The sequence below is a fragment of the Bradyrhizobium iriomotense genome, assembly GCF_030160715.1.
GTDB classification, from domain to species: domain Bacteria; phylum Pseudomonadota; class Alphaproteobacteria; order Rhizobiales; family Xanthobacteraceae; genus Bradyrhizobium; species Bradyrhizobium iriomotense.
Genome location: NZ_BSOW01000005.1, coordinates 302,454 through 317,970 on the forward strand (window position 1 = coordinate 302,454; position 15,517 = coordinate 317,970).

Sequence of the window (15,517 nt, forward strand, 5' to 3'; positions counted from 1 at the left end):
CCCCCGGGGGTGCGACGCTGCGCGAAATCGCCACGATTTGGCGGTTGCGAGGCGAAAATCCGAAGGGGAACGCCATGAAACGTCGTGAATTTCTGAAAGCGGTAGGCGTCGGCCTTGCTGCCTCGAACGCCGTTGCTGCACCAGCCGTTGCGCAGTCGATGCCCGAGCTGAAATGGCGCTGTACCGCGAGCTGGCCGAAGGCACTCGACATTCTCTTCAGCGCATCGGAGACGATCTCGAAATATGTCGCGGAAGCCACCGACAACAAGTTTCAGATTCAGACTTTTGCCGGCGGCGAGATCGTTCCCGCCCTGCAGGCGCTCGACGCGGTGAGCAGCGCCACGGTCGACATGTGTCACACCGCCGCCGCCTACTACGTCGGCAAGGACCCGACTTACGCGCTTTATTGCACCATTCCGTTCGGTTTGACCTCGCGCCAGCAGAACGCCTGGTTCCAGGATCACGGCGGCCAGGACATGCTCAATGAGTTCGGCAGGAAATCCAACGTTTATGCCATAGCCGGCGGCAATACCGGCACCCAGATGGGTGGCTGGTTTCGCAAGGAGATCAACACCGTCGCCGACCTCAACGGCCTGAAGATGCGGATTGGCGGATGGGCCGGCAAGACACTTGCCAAGCTCGGCGCCATTCCGCAGCAGATCGCGGGTGGCGATATCTATCCAGCGCTGGAAAAAGGCGCGATCGACGCGGCCGAATGGGTCGGTCCCTATGATGACGAGAGGCTCGGCTTCTACAAGATCGCCAAGTACTATTACTATCCCGGCTGGTGGGAGGGCGGCACGGCGCAGCACTTCTTCATCAATTGGGACAAGTGGGATGCCCTGCCGAAGGCTTATCGATCGCTGCTCACGATCGCCTGCGGTTACGCCAATCTCGATGTTCAGGCGCGATATGACGCGCGCAATCCCCACGCGCTCAAGCGCCTGGTGGCGAACGGAACACTCCTGCGCCCCTTCAGCCAGTCGATCATGGAAGCCTGTTTGAAGGCATCGAACGAGATCAATGCCGAGACCACCGCGTCCAACCCCGACTTCAAGAAGATCTACGATTCGCAGATGGACTTCCGAAACGACGAGAATCTCTGGTGGCAGCTCGCCGAATACGCGTATGAAACATTCATGATCCGCACGCGTCCGAAGGGCTGAACGATCTTCAGCATCGTTGGTGGCGTACCCGCTGCAAGCTCAATCCGGGATTTGCAGCACTTTCGCGGCCTTTTGGTAGATGCCGGTAAGATCGTCGAGCATATGAAGCGCCTCGGTGAACTGCCTGAAATTGTAGTCCGGACGTAACCCGATGATGCGTTGACGTGCTGCGCGGGCCTCCTCGATGCGGCCAGCGGCCGCAAGCGTCAGCGCTGCTACGGCATGTGCATGAAAATGATCGCCGGCATGCCGTCCAACAAGCGCCGCACAATCGGCAGCCTCCTCGACCTTGCCAAGCCGCAGCAATGCAAACGTTCGCACCCGGTATGTCCCGAACATCATCGGATCAAGCGGACTGAGTTGCGCCGCGATGTCGGCCGCGTCGATCGCGCACCCGGGATCACCGGTCTGGCATTGCACAAAGGCCAGAGAGTAATGAGCGAACGCGTAATTTGGGCTCAAGCGAATGGATTGATTGAGCTCGCCAATGGCGCCGTCGTGCGCGTACGCAAGCCATAGCGCGCGGCCGATCGCACAATGTGCCGCCGGATCGCTGGGATCCGCCTGCAATGCCTTTTCGGCAGTCTCGATTGCCGCCCCAACCTCGCGTTTGGACTCGCGCACGTGTAGATGGAACGCGTTCTGAAAATGCGTGAACGACATTCCCGCATAGCTTCGCGAGAAGGTCGGGTCGAGAGCGATCGCCCTGGTGAAAAACTGCTGCGCCTCTCGATTGCTCTCGCTCGTAAAGCGATACATGCGGGAGAGCCCCAGATGGTACGCCTGCCACGCGTCGAGCGACGCAGGCGGCATGAGCAGCGCCCGGTTGCGTTCGATGACGTGAATTTCCGCATCAAGACCCGTGACGATCCGCGTCGTCAGCAGCGGGGGCGCCGCGAAGGAATCGACGGCGTTGCAACTGAATTCGTCAGCCCAGAAGATGCGATCGCTCCTGGGGTCGATGAGCTCGACCGAGACAACATATTTCTTGCCGTCGCGCCGCAGATGGCCGGACGCAACATATTGCGCGCTCACGATGCCGGCGGCCGTCGTGGGCGTCTGGCTGCGCAGCGAAAAAGCCGTCCCTCTGGCAATGACGCGGATACTTCGCAGCTTGGCAAAACCAAAGATGATGTCGCTTGTGACGCTGTCGGCGTCCGCAGCGTTTTCCGGCGCCGCTGTGAACGGCATCAACAGCAGCGTCGGCCCATGCGTGGCCACCGCTTGCCGATCCGTCGGCGGCTCGAAACGCGCGACGCCGACCGAACTGACGCTGGCCGGCCTCGAAGCCGAGCGTTGTGCCGCCGCCAGAGCGGCCTTGAGCGATGCCGGATCGATGCCGCCGGTCTGGAAGCGCCTCACCGCTGCGTCGATCTGGTGCTCGGCTTCGGCATAAAGCCCGCGCCGGAGCAGCGTGCGAACGAGCTCGATGTGAACCGCTTCGTCGAACGGCGCGACTTCGATGCACTCGCGCAACGCTAGGATGCGGTCATCGCTCTCCGGCGGCAGGACGGAGCTCAGCCGTTCGAGGAGCTGCTGGCGCAACTGACCGAAGCGGTGCCGTTGGCTTGCGAGCCAATTCTCGAACGAGGGGGCCCTTTCGATCGAGAGACCTTCGAGAAAGTCGCCGCGAAACCAAGCCAGTAGCGAGCGAAGATCGTTCGGCGAGGGACTGCTCAGCGTCTTCTGCGCGCTACGCGCAACGACGAGGGCATCCACGTCGAGCGACGCCGTATCGAGGCTGACTTGCCTGCGGTCGGCGATAAGCCGCTTCATCGCCCGTTCGTCGACCAAAGGCCTCAGCTTGGAAAGGCACCAGCGCAATTCGCCTCTAGGGTCGTCGGCGACGTCCCAAAACAGCTCGCATAGTCTTTCGCGGGTGACCGGCCGCGGCGCCATCGCGAGATAGGCAAGGAGCGCCCGGACCTTACGCGAAGGCGGCTCGGACAACTCCGTCCCATTCCGGACGACCTGCAATGGTCCCAGCAAAAGCACATGGTCCGCCGGGGTGGCCATTTCCATGACTTCTCCAACGGTTGCTCCAACGACGGCCGCCTAAGTTCAGGGTCTTAAGGTTTGCCGGGCCCTTGGGAAAGTAACAGTTGATCGAGTTGCCATGAGTGGAAATTTTGTAAGCAAAATCAATATCTTGATCCATGGCGACTGGATGGGAAGGTTGGGTTGCAGGTGACGCCGAGGGGCGCACGGCCGGGAGAACTCGGATGACAACAAAGGATGTGAGCATTGTGCTGGCTCACGGCGCGTGGGCAGATGGATCGAGCTGGGGGCGCGTCGTCACCGGGCTCGCGGCCCGCGGCGTGAAGGCGTCTGCGGCGCCGCTGCCGCTAACGTCGCTTGCCGGCGACGTTGCCGCGCTCAATCGCAGCATCGAGCGCATGCCCGGACCGGTCATCCTGGTGGGACATGCCTATGCGGGTGCCGTCATTGCCCTGGCGCGGCCCGAGCAAGTGAAGGCGCTGGTCTATGTTGCCGCACTGGCGCCGGACGAGGGCGAGAAGGTGGCGGACGTGTTCTATCGCGCCGAACCGCATCCGCTGGCGCCGAAGCTTGCACCTGACGCCAACAATTTGATTTGGCTGCCCGACGATGCCTTTGCCAAGGCTTTCGCGCCGAATGCTTCGGCGGAAGATCGGTCGGTGCTCGCCGCGGTGCAGCGGCCCATCGCGCTGGCGTGCATCACGGTTCCAGCAGGGCGTCCGTTATGGAAGGACGTTCCGACATGGTTTCTGCTCGCGGAACAGGATCATATGATCATCCCGGCGACGCAGCGTTTCATGGCCGAGCGCATGAAAGCGAAGATCAGGTCGCATGCCGTCGACCACACGCCGATCGTCACCGCCCCCGGACCTGTCATCGATATCATCCATGACGCGGTCCAATCGGTCGCCCGCAACTGATCCGTTGTCGCTCCGCGCGCGACGAAGCATCAGTCGCAGAGGCCGAATTGCAGACAGCCAATTGCAGACAGGAGAATCCGATGGCGCCTATCAGATACCGCAAGGCCAATGTCGACGGGTTCAACGTGTTTTACCGTGAGGCCGGCAGGAGCGACGCGCCGGTGTTACTGCTGCTTCATGGCTTTCCGTCCGCGGGCCACATGTTTCGCGAGCTCATTCCGATGCTTTCGGATCGGTTACGCCTGATCGCGCCGGACCTGCCCGGCTTCGGCCAGTCCGACATGCCGCCACGCGACAAGTTTTCGTACACCTTCGTCAAATTGGCTCACGTAATCGAACGCTTCACGGAAGTGATAGGTCTGTCGAGGTTTGCGATCTACGTCTTCGACTACGGTGCCCCCACCGGCTTTCGCTTGGCCGTTCGCCATCCCGAGCGCATCAGCGCGATCATCTCGCAGAACGGCAATGCCTACGAGGAGGGGTTGAGCGACGGCTGGACCCCGATCCGCGCCTACTGGCAGGACCGATCGGAGAAGAACCGTGCCGCTCTCAGGGCCTTTCTTTCGCCGGAGACCACGGTCTGGCAATACACCCATGGCGTTGCCGACACATCGCGTGTCTCTCCGGATGGCTATTCGCTCGACAATTTCTATCTGGCACGTCCCGGCGCTCATGACGTGCAACTCGATCTCTTTGGCGATTACAAGAGCAATGTCGCCATGTATCCGGAATTCCAGGCCTACTTCCGCCAGCACAAGCCGCCATTTTTGGCAGTCTGGGGCAAGAACGATCCATTCTTCCTGCCGCCGGGCGCAGAGGCATTCAAACGCGACATGCCCCTCGCCGATGTACGCTTCTTAGATACAGGTCACTTCGCCTTGGAGACGCACTGCGAGGACATCGCGAAAGTCATCGGCGATTTCCTGGACGCGACCAGATCGAAGGCGGCGTAGTGACGTCAACGCAAGGCCTGCATCAGCGGAGAAGTACATGGCTCACCTAGAGCAGTTGGATGCCCTCATCCTTGGCAGCGGAACCGGCGGCAAGCTTCTGGCTTGGCACTTGGCCCGATCAGGGTACAAAACCGCCGTGGTCGAGCGGCGATGGATCGGCGGCTCCTGTCCCAACATTGCTTGCATGCCGACCAAGAATGAGATCTCGAGCGCAAAAGTCGCGCATGTTGAGCGTCAGGCAGGCGAATACGGCACCTTGGCCGATTCCGTCAAAGTCGAGATGGCGACGGTTCGTCGGCGCAAGCGCGCGATGGTCGAACGCCAGGTTGCGAAGCATCTGCAGATTTACCAGGCGAGCGGCGCCGAGCTGATCATGGGCAGCGGACGTTTCGTTGCGACGAAAACCCTTGAAGTGAATTTGAACGACGGAGGCACGCGTGAGGTGGCGGCCGACAAGGTTTTCCTTAACGTAGGAACGCATGCGGCAATTCCACACGTTCCTGGCCTGCAAGCGGCCCAGCCACTCACGCATGTGGAAATTCTGGAGCTCGACTATTTGCCGCGACACCTGATCGTGATCGGCGGGGGCTATTCGGGTCTGGAACTAGCACAAGCTTACCGTCGCTTTGGCAGCGATGTAACGATTATCGAATCCGGTCCTCAACTCCTGGCTCGCGAGGATATCGATGTCTCGCAGGAGATATGGCGCATTCTGAGCAGCGAAGGTATTCGAGTTCTTGTCGCAGCCGAGCTGCTTCGGGTAAGCGGGCGATCCGGAGATAAAGCTTCTGTCGTGGTGCGCACCCTCTCGGGAGAGCAGCAAATCGATGGCAGCGATATCCTGGTGGCGGCAGGACGCATTCCCAATACAGCCGGAATTGGCCTGGATAAGGCGGGCGTCGAACTCGACGCGCGCGGTTTCATTCGCGTCAACGATCGGCTGGAAACGAGTGCGCCGGATGTATGGGCGGTGGGGGAATGTGCGGGCAGCCCGCAATTCACTCACATATCCGAAAGCGACTTTCGAATCGTACGCGACAACCTGGCGGGAGCAAATCGCCGCACGCGCGGCCGGCTGGTTCCGTATTGCATGTTCACCGATCCACCTCTTGCCCATATAGGGGTGAGCGAAGGGGAAGCGGAACGCCAGGGCATCATTACACGCGTCGCAAAGCTGCCAATGGACTCTGTACTCGGAGCGCAGGCGACCGATCAGACACAGGGCTTCATGAAGGCACTTGTCGGCGACGGCGACGACCGCATCCTCGGTTTTACGATGATTGGCGCTGCTGCGGGCGAAGTGATGGCGGCGGTGCAAATGGCAATGTTGGCGGACCTTCCGTATTCGAGCCTGGCTGGCGCAGCTCTTGCGCACCCAACAATGGCTGAAGGGCTTGGTGCATTATTTTCGGTCGTCCCCCCTCGCGAGGTGCAACAGGCCAGCTCGAAGGCAGCAGCTTAGTGATGTCCAATCAGCATCATCGCTACGATCCGCGGCGGTTCGATGAGAACGGTGGGCTGATGAGGATCGGGAAAAATCAGGTCCGTAGCCGCTGTTGAGGAACGACATGATGAATCAGGAGCGCCAGCTTGTTCGTTATGCTTCGATGACCATTCCGTTCCGGAGCGATCTGGACCGTCATCTAATTCGTGCTGCGATGGTCTTTACGTTCTTCGCCTTCAGCATCCAGAAATGGACCCAGTACACCTCTGAGATGCTGGTGCCCCTGATCGGCCATAGCCCCGTCGTCTTCTGGCTGCTCCCAGCCTTCGGCGTTCGGGGCGCGGGCTACTTCCTCGGGACGACCGAAATGATCCTCGGCTGTCTCATCTTCCTTGGTTATTGGAGCCCGCGGCTTGGCATCCTGGGCGCGATTGGGTCGATCGTCACCTTCATCGGCACCACGAGCATCATTCCGTTTCTGCCCGGCGGCTGGGCCCAAGAGGCGGGCGGATTTCCGATCATGACCCTGCCGATCGGATTCCTCATGAAGGACGTTCTGTTTCTCGCTGCGTCGTTCTATCTGCTCAAGCAAGATGTGACACGTGCGGCGCAGGAGAATGAGTGGTCATCCGGTCACGCAGAGCCGCACGCCGGCGCGCAAATCCGCATCGACGCCGGTGAGGTAAAGTCGATCTAACCAGGCCACCGCAATATTGGATTCTGACCATGTCCGATCTTCCGCTGATCGTCTTTGACGTCAATGAAACACTACTCGACCTTCGCACCATGGAGCCGACCTTCGAGCGCATCTTCGGCGACGCGCGGGACATGCGGCTTTGGGTTGCCAACTTCATCATGTATTCGGCGGCGCTCACTGTCGCCGGCTGTTATGTACCGTTCACCGTCAGTGGCCATGCTCTCCTCCTGCGTGCCCTAAACTCGCTTGAGAACACCGACTTCGCCGGCCTCGAGCGGCAGCCCTTCCCCATCGTCGCGGCCGCCACCGGGAGGAGGCGCTACCCTACTGGCCGCATCGCCAATCTCCTCTAATCAGCAATGGACGAAGCGCCCGGACATGTCTTCACGTTCCAAAAGAAATATTAGTTGCGCTTTTCGGTCAATATCTTTCTTTTATTCCAAAAACGGGACATATTGTTGCGCCTGGTACAGGCTAGAGCCTGACCGCCGCCGACCATTCGAAGGCAAATCGCCATGACGGGCGAACATGCAAAGGGGCTGAAGCCCGGAGACTACGTCTGTTGGAACGACGATGAAGCTCCTCAACTGGGCGTCATCGCGAGCGTGAGCTAATTTGGGGTCGCCATTCGATGGGCAGACGGAACGGAGTCGACGCCCCTTTTCAATGACATGAAACGAATGAGCCACGTCGACCTGAACCATCGCGCCATGAGTAAGTGCGCGAATGACCATGTGGCCGCTGGCTTTACTGGATTCGACCGTCCTGGCGGGCCCCCTAGAGCACAGAGATCGCGATGAGACGCGCCACGGACAACGTCTAATCTCGCGAAAGCAGGCGGAGACTGGCAAATGGAAATCTGCCGACCACAACCTTCGCCTGTACATCGGCGCCCTATTGATCTAGGATCGAAGATCAAGGTTTTAGCCAAAAACGTTACTGACCAAATCATTAGTCGCTGCCGGCCACTTGGCCCCAGAATTTTGCGAGGGCAAGATGTCCTTAGTTGAAGCCTCAGTCGCGCACGCCTCCCTCATGGAGGACTCACCGATCCGAATATTCCTTAGTTATGCCCACGAGGATGACGAGATCGTAACGGTGTTTCAGCGCGCCTTCGATTTTCTGGAACGCGAGGTTGATGGCAATCTGCGCGTCTTCCGTGACCGTTCATCGATTCCTCCAGGCGGGTATATAAGCGAGCAGATCAAAGAAGACCTCAGGCTTTCTGACTATCTGGTCGTTTTCTTCACGGGCACCACTAGAAAAAACGTATCCTGGAACGGCGTCGAGGTCGGCTTTTTTCAGGCGCTCATGGATGACGAGCGCAAGCGCACAGGAAAGACGGGGCGTCGCATTGTCCCCATTTACTTTGATGAATTGCCCCCGACATTAACAGACGTAAAGGGCATCTCCCTCCGGCTTAGTTCTAACGACCTCAGTCGTCCCAAAGACGAGTACGTCGCGAGCCTTGTCACGAAGCAGGAAGATGAGGATGACCCTCTTTCTGAATTTTTGCGAGACGTGGCCAGGGGCGCCGAAGGCCGCTCAAGACAGCGAGCGATGAATGAGAAGGACGCGGAGAAGAAGCAAAAGCATCGGGACGAGACGATCGATAAGACAATCGTTCCGCTAATCCTATCGGCGATGTACGATAGTCTTGGCGCGCGCATCGCCAAGCGATCAATCGAACAAAAGCTCATCGAATTTCAGATCGAAGGCGGGTCTCTCACTAAGCCGGGCATCCCGCCCGAAGCTCGCCTCGTTGAGCACGGCAAGGCATTCTCGCTCTTCAAACTCCCAAATCGCGAGAACGAGATCGAATGGCAGCAATTTGCGACCGAGTTAACTAACGCTGCCAAGGAAGACGCGCCTGCCATCATGAGGGCGATGGAACGCGTTTTTGATTCTGCAATCGATAATGTCAAGGCGATCGACAACGACCAACTCGTAAGAGCGCCAGGTGACGGCGAACTATACCGAGTTCTGGTAACCACACATTTCGACTACTACAACGGTCGCAAGATCGTGCACATGTACTTCATCGAAAAGCTCAAGCGCAAGGAGTACGGATCTGAGGAGACAACCATCGCACTCGCGTACTTGAACGTGGCGGCCCGGTATCGCTCGATTTTCCTTGAGCCGAAGAGCGAACTTTCCGTGAGGGCGTTTAAGAACGAGAGCGAGAACGATAAATTGCGAGACATGGTCATACAGACCCAGCGCGAAATCGTCTTGATTGAGGATGAGGCCGAGCAGCTAAAGCTAGATAGTTTTGCAGCGAAAAGTGTCCTATGGGGCGCGCAAGCAGATCCCGAGGCCGCAAAGAAGGCAAAGCTGCAATGGCAGCAGGTTCGCTCAGAATTGTTCGCGTCAGCAAACAGGGTGCTTGCCGCCAATCCTGAAGACGCTACGTTTGCTGCGGCGATAGGGGATTGGATGACCGTTCTGGATAGGTTTACGACCGTCGCCGGCAAGATCAACGTAGATGTTGGCAGTCTCGCCTTGGCCAGATTGACAGAGTTCTTTGCCCTCTAGGACGTGTATCCGGGAGTGTCCGTCTTCGATGGGTGAAGTGGACATGCGGCGACGATCCTGGAATGTCACCTCTTGAATCCATAGCGAATGATACTGGCAAGAAACTGGATCGACCGCGGTGGCAGTGACTACTAGATTTTCTCGATCGCTACCTTGGCAGAAGTTAATTTAGGGCAAGGCCGTGACCCGTGACCAGCAGGACCAATATCTTTGGAGGGAGCTATGACTACTGGCGTCATGATAGGGTATGGCCTTGCGGTAGTAGTGTTCATTGCACTTCTGGTCGCTGCCTTCAAGATAGAGGATGGCGAAAAAGGGAAAGCGTGGTTTAACATTGTTTTTGTTCTTGGCGGCGGTCTCTCGGGCTGGACCGCGGGACTTCTTGCTATTCCATTCCCTGATTTACCCCAGAAACTTACGGATTTGGGGGCACTTTCCACAGCGCTGGTGGGAGGAGTTATCGGAACTAAGTTAATCGACGCACTTACAAAGAAAATCGAGAGCGGACTCGATAGGGCGTTCATTGGCACATCCGCTCTGTTTCTAACCGCATTCCTGCTTGGTGGGCTATCGACGGTCATCTGGCGTTTGAGCAAAATTTCATAGTTCGAATGCTAAAGTGTTAGCGGGATTGATTCTGAGAAACAGCCGACCTCCGGTGTTGGTTCATATCGGATTCTACGCCGATGTTCGATTTCGAGGGCAAAGTGACATTGCCTTGCCTTACATGGTTAGGGCCGGTTTATGAGTACACGCCCTTAACACGTGTGGACTGCCTCACATAGCGAATGCCCATCTGAGCATTACCACGCTGGGACTGTTGACTGCCGTTCCCATGTGATATCATGGCATGGCGCGGGTGCTGGCGCATCGAATCCAGGTTCCAACTACGCGAGGCTGGGATGATCACGACGCTTCGCATCCAAGTGTTGTTTCATTGGGAGTCGGAAGAGGCGCGACTGATCGCGGGCCAACTCTATCGGACATTTTCAGCCCGCCCGATGGGCGACGGACCGCGCATTCCCGTGCGATACGGCCCGCGGCAAGTAGACGGAGGTCCGCCTCCGACGATTGACCTCGCTGCAGAGCGTGAGATCATCGTGATACTAGTCGACGAGAGAATGGCCCGTCGCGCACGCGACAGCGATCGGGTTGTCGCCGACAAATGGGCGCAGTTGGTCACCAACCTTCTTGGGCAGCATTCGCCGCCAGGCGCAAGCCCCCACCGAGTTTTGCCGGTAGCACTCGATAGTGGCGCACTGCAGCTCGCGCCGACCTTGGACTACATAAGTTTCGTGCGGCTCGACGTACGTCAGGGGGACGAAAGAGAACGACACCTTGTTCTGCATATCGCAGTTCGTGCCTTGCGGGCTCTGCAGGATCTGCCTCAAGCTGGCGGAAGACCTGCCGATGAGCTACCCGATATACCAATCCGGCTATTCATAAGTCACTCCAAAAGGGATTTGCCAGCGGATCCAGCGGCGATAGCTGAGGGACCCGTCAAGGCGATACTAGCTACGTTGGCCCAATTGCCCGTCCAGGGCTGGTTCGATAGCGCAGACATTCCGCCAGGCGGCCGCTTTCCAGATGAGATCCAGAAGGGCGTTCTTAGTTCGAGTGCGCTGGTCGCTGTCCTGACCGACAATTGGTCAAGTCGAGAATGGTGCCGTCGCGAGTTGCTCGAGGCCAAGCTTGCCGCTCGACCGCTGGTGCTCGTGGATGCGATCGAGGCACGGGTCATTCGGTTGTTTCCCTATCTCGGCAACGCGGTGACTCTGCGGTGGCGTGCCGCGATTGCAGCTGCCGAAAGCATGGATGCAGCTTGGATTGAACGGAAGAAAAAATGGGAGGCGGAAGACGCCGCATTCGTGATCGAAGCGGCGTTGCTGGAAGCGCTCCGCTATCAGCATGAACACCGCCGTCTACTCCGCTCGATTGCCAAAAATGAAGTAGCGCTTGGTACGCCACCTGAAGCGCTTACCTTTGCCCATCTACCCACGAGTACGACACGAGTATGGTATCCCGACCCGCCACTCGGCCGCGAGGAATTGGACCGCTTGCAGCCGACCGGCGCAGCCAAAATAGATCTAACGACACCGCTCAGTGAACTGGCCCGCTGGAAGCGCCCAGCAGGCATTCAAACAGTTGCCGTCTCACTGTCCACCGCGCCGGATACGGACCTCTATGGTGGGAGCCCCGAACACTTGGCGACGTTTGCCGACGACTTGGTGCTGTATTTGCTGATTGCCGGCCTTCGCGTCGCATACGGTGGCGTGCTAGGCCTCGACGCCTTGCAACAGGGAGCGATCGCGGGCGACGATATCAACTATGTGGAACGGCTGCTGGCGATGGTTCGCAGTCATTCGCTTCTGCTCAGCGGCGTCGCTGGCAAGCCGCCCGTTCCAATAGAGAATTGGGTCGCCTGGCCGATCCATTGCAGGTTTGGCGATGCCGAATTGCGTAACTACGGCCAGGAAGCCACGCTCAAGGACCTGCCGGCGCCACCAGGCCTCGACGTCACGGCACAAGAGCTGAACGCGAACTCAAATGGTTTCGTGCCGCCCGACACACCGGCTCGGCGCTACGCTTGGGCACGATCATTGACCTACATGCGAGCCTGCATGCAGGGAGGGACTTCCGCTCGGATTGCAATGGGCGGCCGGCTCAAGGGCTATCAAGGCCTTTGGCCAGGTGTTTTGGAAGAAGGCATCATCGCTCTTCGAGCTGGTGAGCCTCTCTACTTGCTCGGCCTTTTTGGGGGCGCTGCACGGCTGCTGATCGACGCGCTGCGCGGAGAACCGCGCGAAGAGCTCACCAGCGCTTGGCTGTCTGCTCTCCCCGGCTCGGATGAGCTACGCCACGAATACGGACGTCGCGGCCACAAGGTTCAAACGCCCGAGGATCTGGCGATCGAATTGAAGGAAAGGGGGACAGTTGGCCTCTCGGCCGTCCTCAACAATGGTCTTTCCGAGGACGAGAATTCCGAGCTCGTCAGCTCGGACGATCCACAACGGATTGTCGCGCTCATTCTCAGCGGCTTGCGCAACAAGCTTGCCCCGTAAAAGGGGCCCTTAAGCCCATGGGATGTCGAGGCGGACAATTCTGACCAGTATCCATCGGTTGAACCATTGCCCCTTGTCCTCGTTGAACCCGCTTAGGTAGTGTCGCGCCAAAGACACTCGATCAAAGAACGCGGGAATCGGCTATCTTTGGCATTGTGACGGGCCAGCCGTCGAGCCTATTTTCAGCACCAGGGGGATTTTGTGACGCCAGACCAACTCGCCGCACACGATTTGCTTTCTGAATTGCGTACCCGCATTTCCACCCAGCGCCTACCCTACCAGCATGGACTAGAGGCTAGTGCTCTCAAAAGCTTGCGGGATATATTCGACCATGCCCGGAAAGCGATGAAAGATCATCCCGGGTGTTCGAAGTTCGCGCAAGTCGCGACAAGCATGCTGAACGTCGATCTTCGGCCATTCACCGCCAAATGGCATCGCGCACAAGCCGCGGGGCTGTTGGACTCGCGGGATGGAGCCAACGAGTTTAGGTACGAGCTCGATCGGATCCGAGAACGCTTGGTGATTTTCGCGGAAGAATTGCAGGTCATGGCATATGGCGCGATGACGCCCGACGCCGAAACGCCGCCCGCTGTCTCCCGCAAAGAGATCGAACAATGCTTTGAACCTCTGAAATTCGGCGTAGAAGCAAACTCCGCCATCGCACAGTTGATCTTTGACGATGAAGCCAAGGAGATCGCAGCACGCCGGAACGCTCGTGCACTGCCACCGAACACAGGCGTGGATGCCGTCGGCCTCGCTCTTTCCGGCGGCGGCATTCGCTCGGCAACATTCTGCCTGGGTGTGATTCAAGTGCTCGCCCAGCGAGGATTAATGAAGCATGTCGACTATCTTTCGACCGTGTCCGGCGGAGGTTACACCGGCGCGTTTATGAGTTCCTTGATAGGGAGCGGCCAGGACTTCGACCAACTCGCTAATCCGTACGGTCCGGACACCAATCCCGTGCGGCACGTGAGGCAAAACGCGAAGTATCTGAGCATTGTTGACCTGAAGAGCCGATGGACGATGGTCGTCGGTACAATTGCCGGCCTCATCTTAAATTGGTCGGCTCCTCTCGCGTTACTCTCCGGCCTCGCGATATTAGCCTCTCTCCTGTCCCTCCAGTTCGCATTTTGGGCCAACGCAAGCCTGGCGTTCGGTGGCCTCACTATTGTTGCCATCGCAATTTACGGCCTGTCGCTCAAGTTTGGCTTGGCCAAATGGCCGAGGATGGCGATTGCCCTGATCAGCGCAATCGCACTGTGTCTTGTTGCGGTAACGGTTTCCGAACTGGCATTTGCGAAATTCGAATCGATGCCCTACGCAATACCAGTCGCGCTTGCCACCACTTTTTCTATTGTGGCCGCGCCAGTCGCGATCCGCTTTCTGCCTGTCTTCCGCGCTGAAGCCTATCGACGCGGGCTCTTCACGGCCACACTGTATGCTGCGGCTATTATCGTTCCGGTTCTTGCGCTCTTATGTTTTTACGCCCTGCGGCACCTGGCCTGTCAGGATATGGACACGAATGTGCCATGGTGGAATCTGCTGCACTATACTAATGGGTTTCTCGTGCTTTGCGCCGTCACTGCAGCCGCCGGCTTGTTTTCGTTCTTTATCCTCGACGTGAATCTCACGGGGCCGCACAAGCTTTACCGGGACCAGCTCGCGCAGACTTTCATCTGGCCTCCCGGAACGACAGAGCTGGCGCTGTCGGACATCAATCCCAACCAGCGCGCCCCCTACCACTTAATCAATGCAACCGTAAACTTACCCTCAAGCCAAGAACTCGTGCTTCGTGACAGAAAGGGAGACTTCTTCTTGTTTTCGAAGCATTGGGTGGGATCCACGGCGGTCAAATACAAGCGATCGCCGTGTTGGCATGCGACGGGTAGCCCAATGGACCTTGCCACGGCGATGGCCATTTCCGGTGCAGCCGCTTCGCCGCAGATGGGCCTGGGATCCATGCCCTCGCTTTCAGCGCTCATGACCCTTCTGAACATCCGCCTTGGCTTCTGGATCGCAAATCCCCGAAAGCCGTCCCCAGTAACGCCGCCGGGATTTTCCTGCATTCTTAAGGAAATGACCGGGTGGATGATGTCTGAGAAGCAGGCTTGGCTAAATGTTTCCGATGGCGGCCACATCGAAAACATGGGGCTGTACGAGCTTTTGCGTCGCCGCTGCAAGTTCATTGTGTGCGTCGACGGTGAGGCTGATCCCGAGAGCACGTTTCACGGCCAGCTGACCCTCGTAAGGCACGCGCAGATCGACCTGGGCATTCGCATCGAACCTCACCTCGATGAAATGCGGCCTGATCCCAAATCCAGGTACAGCAAGACACACGCACAGCTCTTCCGGATAAGATACCCCGAGCGCAGCAAGGATATGCCTGCTGGCATGGGCTTGTTGCTTTACCTGAAGCTCTCCCTGACGGGAGATGAAGCCGAGCTACTGAAGCGTTATCGTTTGGTTCATCCAGACTTTCCACATCAATCGACAATCGATCAGTTCTACGATGAGGAACAGTTCGAAGCTTACCGACAACTCGGCGTTCATGTGGCAGAAGGCACGTTCGCGCCAGCGCTGGTGCCTCCCAGACCTACACCCCCCGACGTCAGGGAGTGGTTTGAACACCTAGCAGCCAACATGCTGGAACCATCGAGACGCTAATCACGACATCGAGATCGGCAACTTGGCCGATCTTTCAGCCGCGCTTGCTCATCAAAGAGCTTAGTCGCCCTGCAGCAC

Annotated in this window: 11 protein-coding genes; 10 read left to right on the forward strand and 1 reads right to left on the reverse strand. The window is 58.3% G+C overall.

The genetic code is table 11. The features are described from left to right. Window positions 1-74 precede the first annotated feature (74 nt). Window positions 75-1,166, forward strand: a complete 1,092-nt coding sequence (locus tag QQL28_RS09980; RefSeq protein ID WP_284264195.1) for a TRAP transporter substrate-binding protein — start codon at window positions 75-77, stop codon at window positions 1,164-1,166. A 39-nt stretch (window positions 1,167-1,205) separates the two neighbouring features. Here QQL28_RS09980 and QQL28_RS09985 read toward each other — a convergent pair whose 3' ends face one another. Continuing rightward, window positions 1,206-3,188, reverse strand: a complete 1,983-nt coding sequence (locus tag QQL28_RS09985) for a tetratricopeptide repeat protein (protein ID WP_284264197.1) — start codon at window positions 3,186-3,188, stop codon at window positions 1,206-1,208. Between the two features lie 200 nt (window positions 3,189-3,388). On the opposite strand from QQL28_RS09985, the gene QQL28_RS09990 reads away from it, so the two are divergent. From QQL28_RS09990 to QQL28_RS10030, 9 genes are all read left to right on the forward strand, one after another. Further along, the gene (locus QQL28_RS09990) at window positions 3,389-4,084 is read left to right on the forward strand and encodes an alpha/beta fold hydrolase (protein ID WP_284264199.1); all 696 of its coding nucleotides are present in this window, start codon (window positions 3,389-3,391) and stop codon (window positions 4,082-4,084) included. Window positions 4,085-4,164: 80 nt separating this feature from the next. Further along, on the forward strand, window positions 4,165-5,037 hold the full coding sequence (locus tag QQL28_RS09995; RefSeq protein WP_284264201.1) for an alpha/beta fold hydrolase: 873 nt from the start codon (window positions 4,165-4,167) through the stop codon (window positions 5,035-5,037). A 37-nt stretch (window positions 5,038-5,074) separates the two neighbouring features. Next, on the forward strand, window positions 5,075-6,499 hold the full coding sequence (locus QQL28_RS10000) for an FAD-dependent oxidoreductase (RefSeq protein ID WP_284264203.1): 1,425 nt from the start codon (window positions 5,075-5,077) through the stop codon (window positions 6,497-6,499). 106 nt (window positions 6,500-6,605) lie between these two features. Further along, window positions 6,606-7,178, forward strand: coding sequence for a YkgB family protein (locus tag QQL28_RS10005; RefSeq protein WP_284264205.1), 573 nt, complete (start codon window positions 6,606-6,608; stop codon window positions 7,176-7,178). Between the two features lie 29 nt (window positions 7,179-7,207). Next, complete coding sequence (locus tag QQL28_RS10010; protein ID WP_284264207.1) at window positions 7,208-7,531, forward strand: HAD family hydrolase; 324 nt, start codon at window positions 7,208-7,210, stop codon at window positions 7,529-7,531. A gap of 643 nt (window positions 7,532-8,174) precedes the next feature. Further along, on the forward strand, window positions 8,175-9,713 hold the full coding sequence (locus tag QQL28_RS10015; RefSeq protein WP_284264209.1) for a toll/interleukin-1 receptor domain-containing protein: 1,539 nt from the start codon (window positions 8,175-8,177) through the stop codon (window positions 9,711-9,713). A 222-nt stretch (window positions 9,714-9,935) separates the two neighbouring features. Continuing rightward, window positions 9,936-10,319 (forward strand): hypothetical protein, encoded by a 384-nt coding sequence (locus QQL28_RS10020; RefSeq protein ID WP_284264211.1) that lies wholly within the window; start codon window positions 9,936-9,938, stop codon window positions 10,317-10,319. Between the two features lie 296 nt (window positions 10,320-10,615). Beyond that, window positions 10,616-12,775 carry a TIR domain-containing protein gene (locus QQL28_RS10025; protein ID WP_284264213.1) on the forward strand — a complete coding sequence of 720 codons (2,160 nt, stop codon included), beginning with the start codon at window positions 10,616-10,618 and terminating at the stop codon, window positions 12,773-12,775. A gap of 201 nt (window positions 12,776-12,976) precedes the next feature. Beyond that, window positions 12,977-15,439 (forward strand): patatin-like phospholipase family protein, encoded by a 2,463-nt coding sequence (locus QQL28_RS10030; RefSeq protein WP_284264215.1) that lies wholly within the window; start codon window positions 12,977-12,979, stop codon window positions 15,437-15,439. The last annotated feature ends 78 nt before the right edge of the window (window positions 15,440-15,517 follow it).

Coding starts and splice junctions, on each gene's coding strand:
- QQL28_RS09985 (WP_284264197.1), bottom strand. CDS start 3,188: ATGGAAATGGCCACCCCGGCGGACCATGTGCTTTTGCTGGGACCATTG.
- QQL28_RS09980 (WP_284264195.1), top strand. CDS start 75: ATGAAACGTCGTGAATTTCTGAAAGCGGTAGGCGTCGGCCTTGCTGCC.
- QQL28_RS10000 (WP_284264203.1), top strand. CDS start 5,075: ATGGCTCACCTAGAGCAGTTGGATGCCCTCATCCTTGGCAGCGGAACC.
- QQL28_RS10010 (WP_284264207.1), top strand. CDS start 7,208: ATGTCCGATCTTCCGCTGATCGTCTTTGACGTCAATGAAACACTACTC.
- QQL28_RS10005 (WP_284264205.1), top strand. CDS start 6,606: ATGATGAATCAGGAGCGCCAGCTTGTTCGTTATGCTTCGATGACCATT.
- QQL28_RS10015 (WP_284264209.1), top strand. CDS start 8,175: ATGTCCTTAGTTGAAGCCTCAGTCGCGCACGCCTCCCTCATGGAGGAC.
- QQL28_RS09990 (WP_284264199.1), top strand. CDS start 3,389: ATGACAACAAAGGATGTGAGCATTGTGCTGGCTCACGGCGCGTGGGCA.
- QQL28_RS09995 (WP_284264201.1), top strand. CDS start 4,165: ATGGCGCCTATCAGATACCGCAAGGCCAATGTCGACGGGTTCAACGTG.
- QQL28_RS10020 (WP_284264211.1), top strand. CDS start 9,936: ATGACTACTGGCGTCATGATAGGGTATGGCCTTGCGGTAGTAGTGTTC.
- QQL28_RS10025 (WP_284264213.1), top strand. CDS start 10,616: ATGATCACGACGCTTCGCATCCAAGTGTTGTTTCATTGGGAGTCGGAA.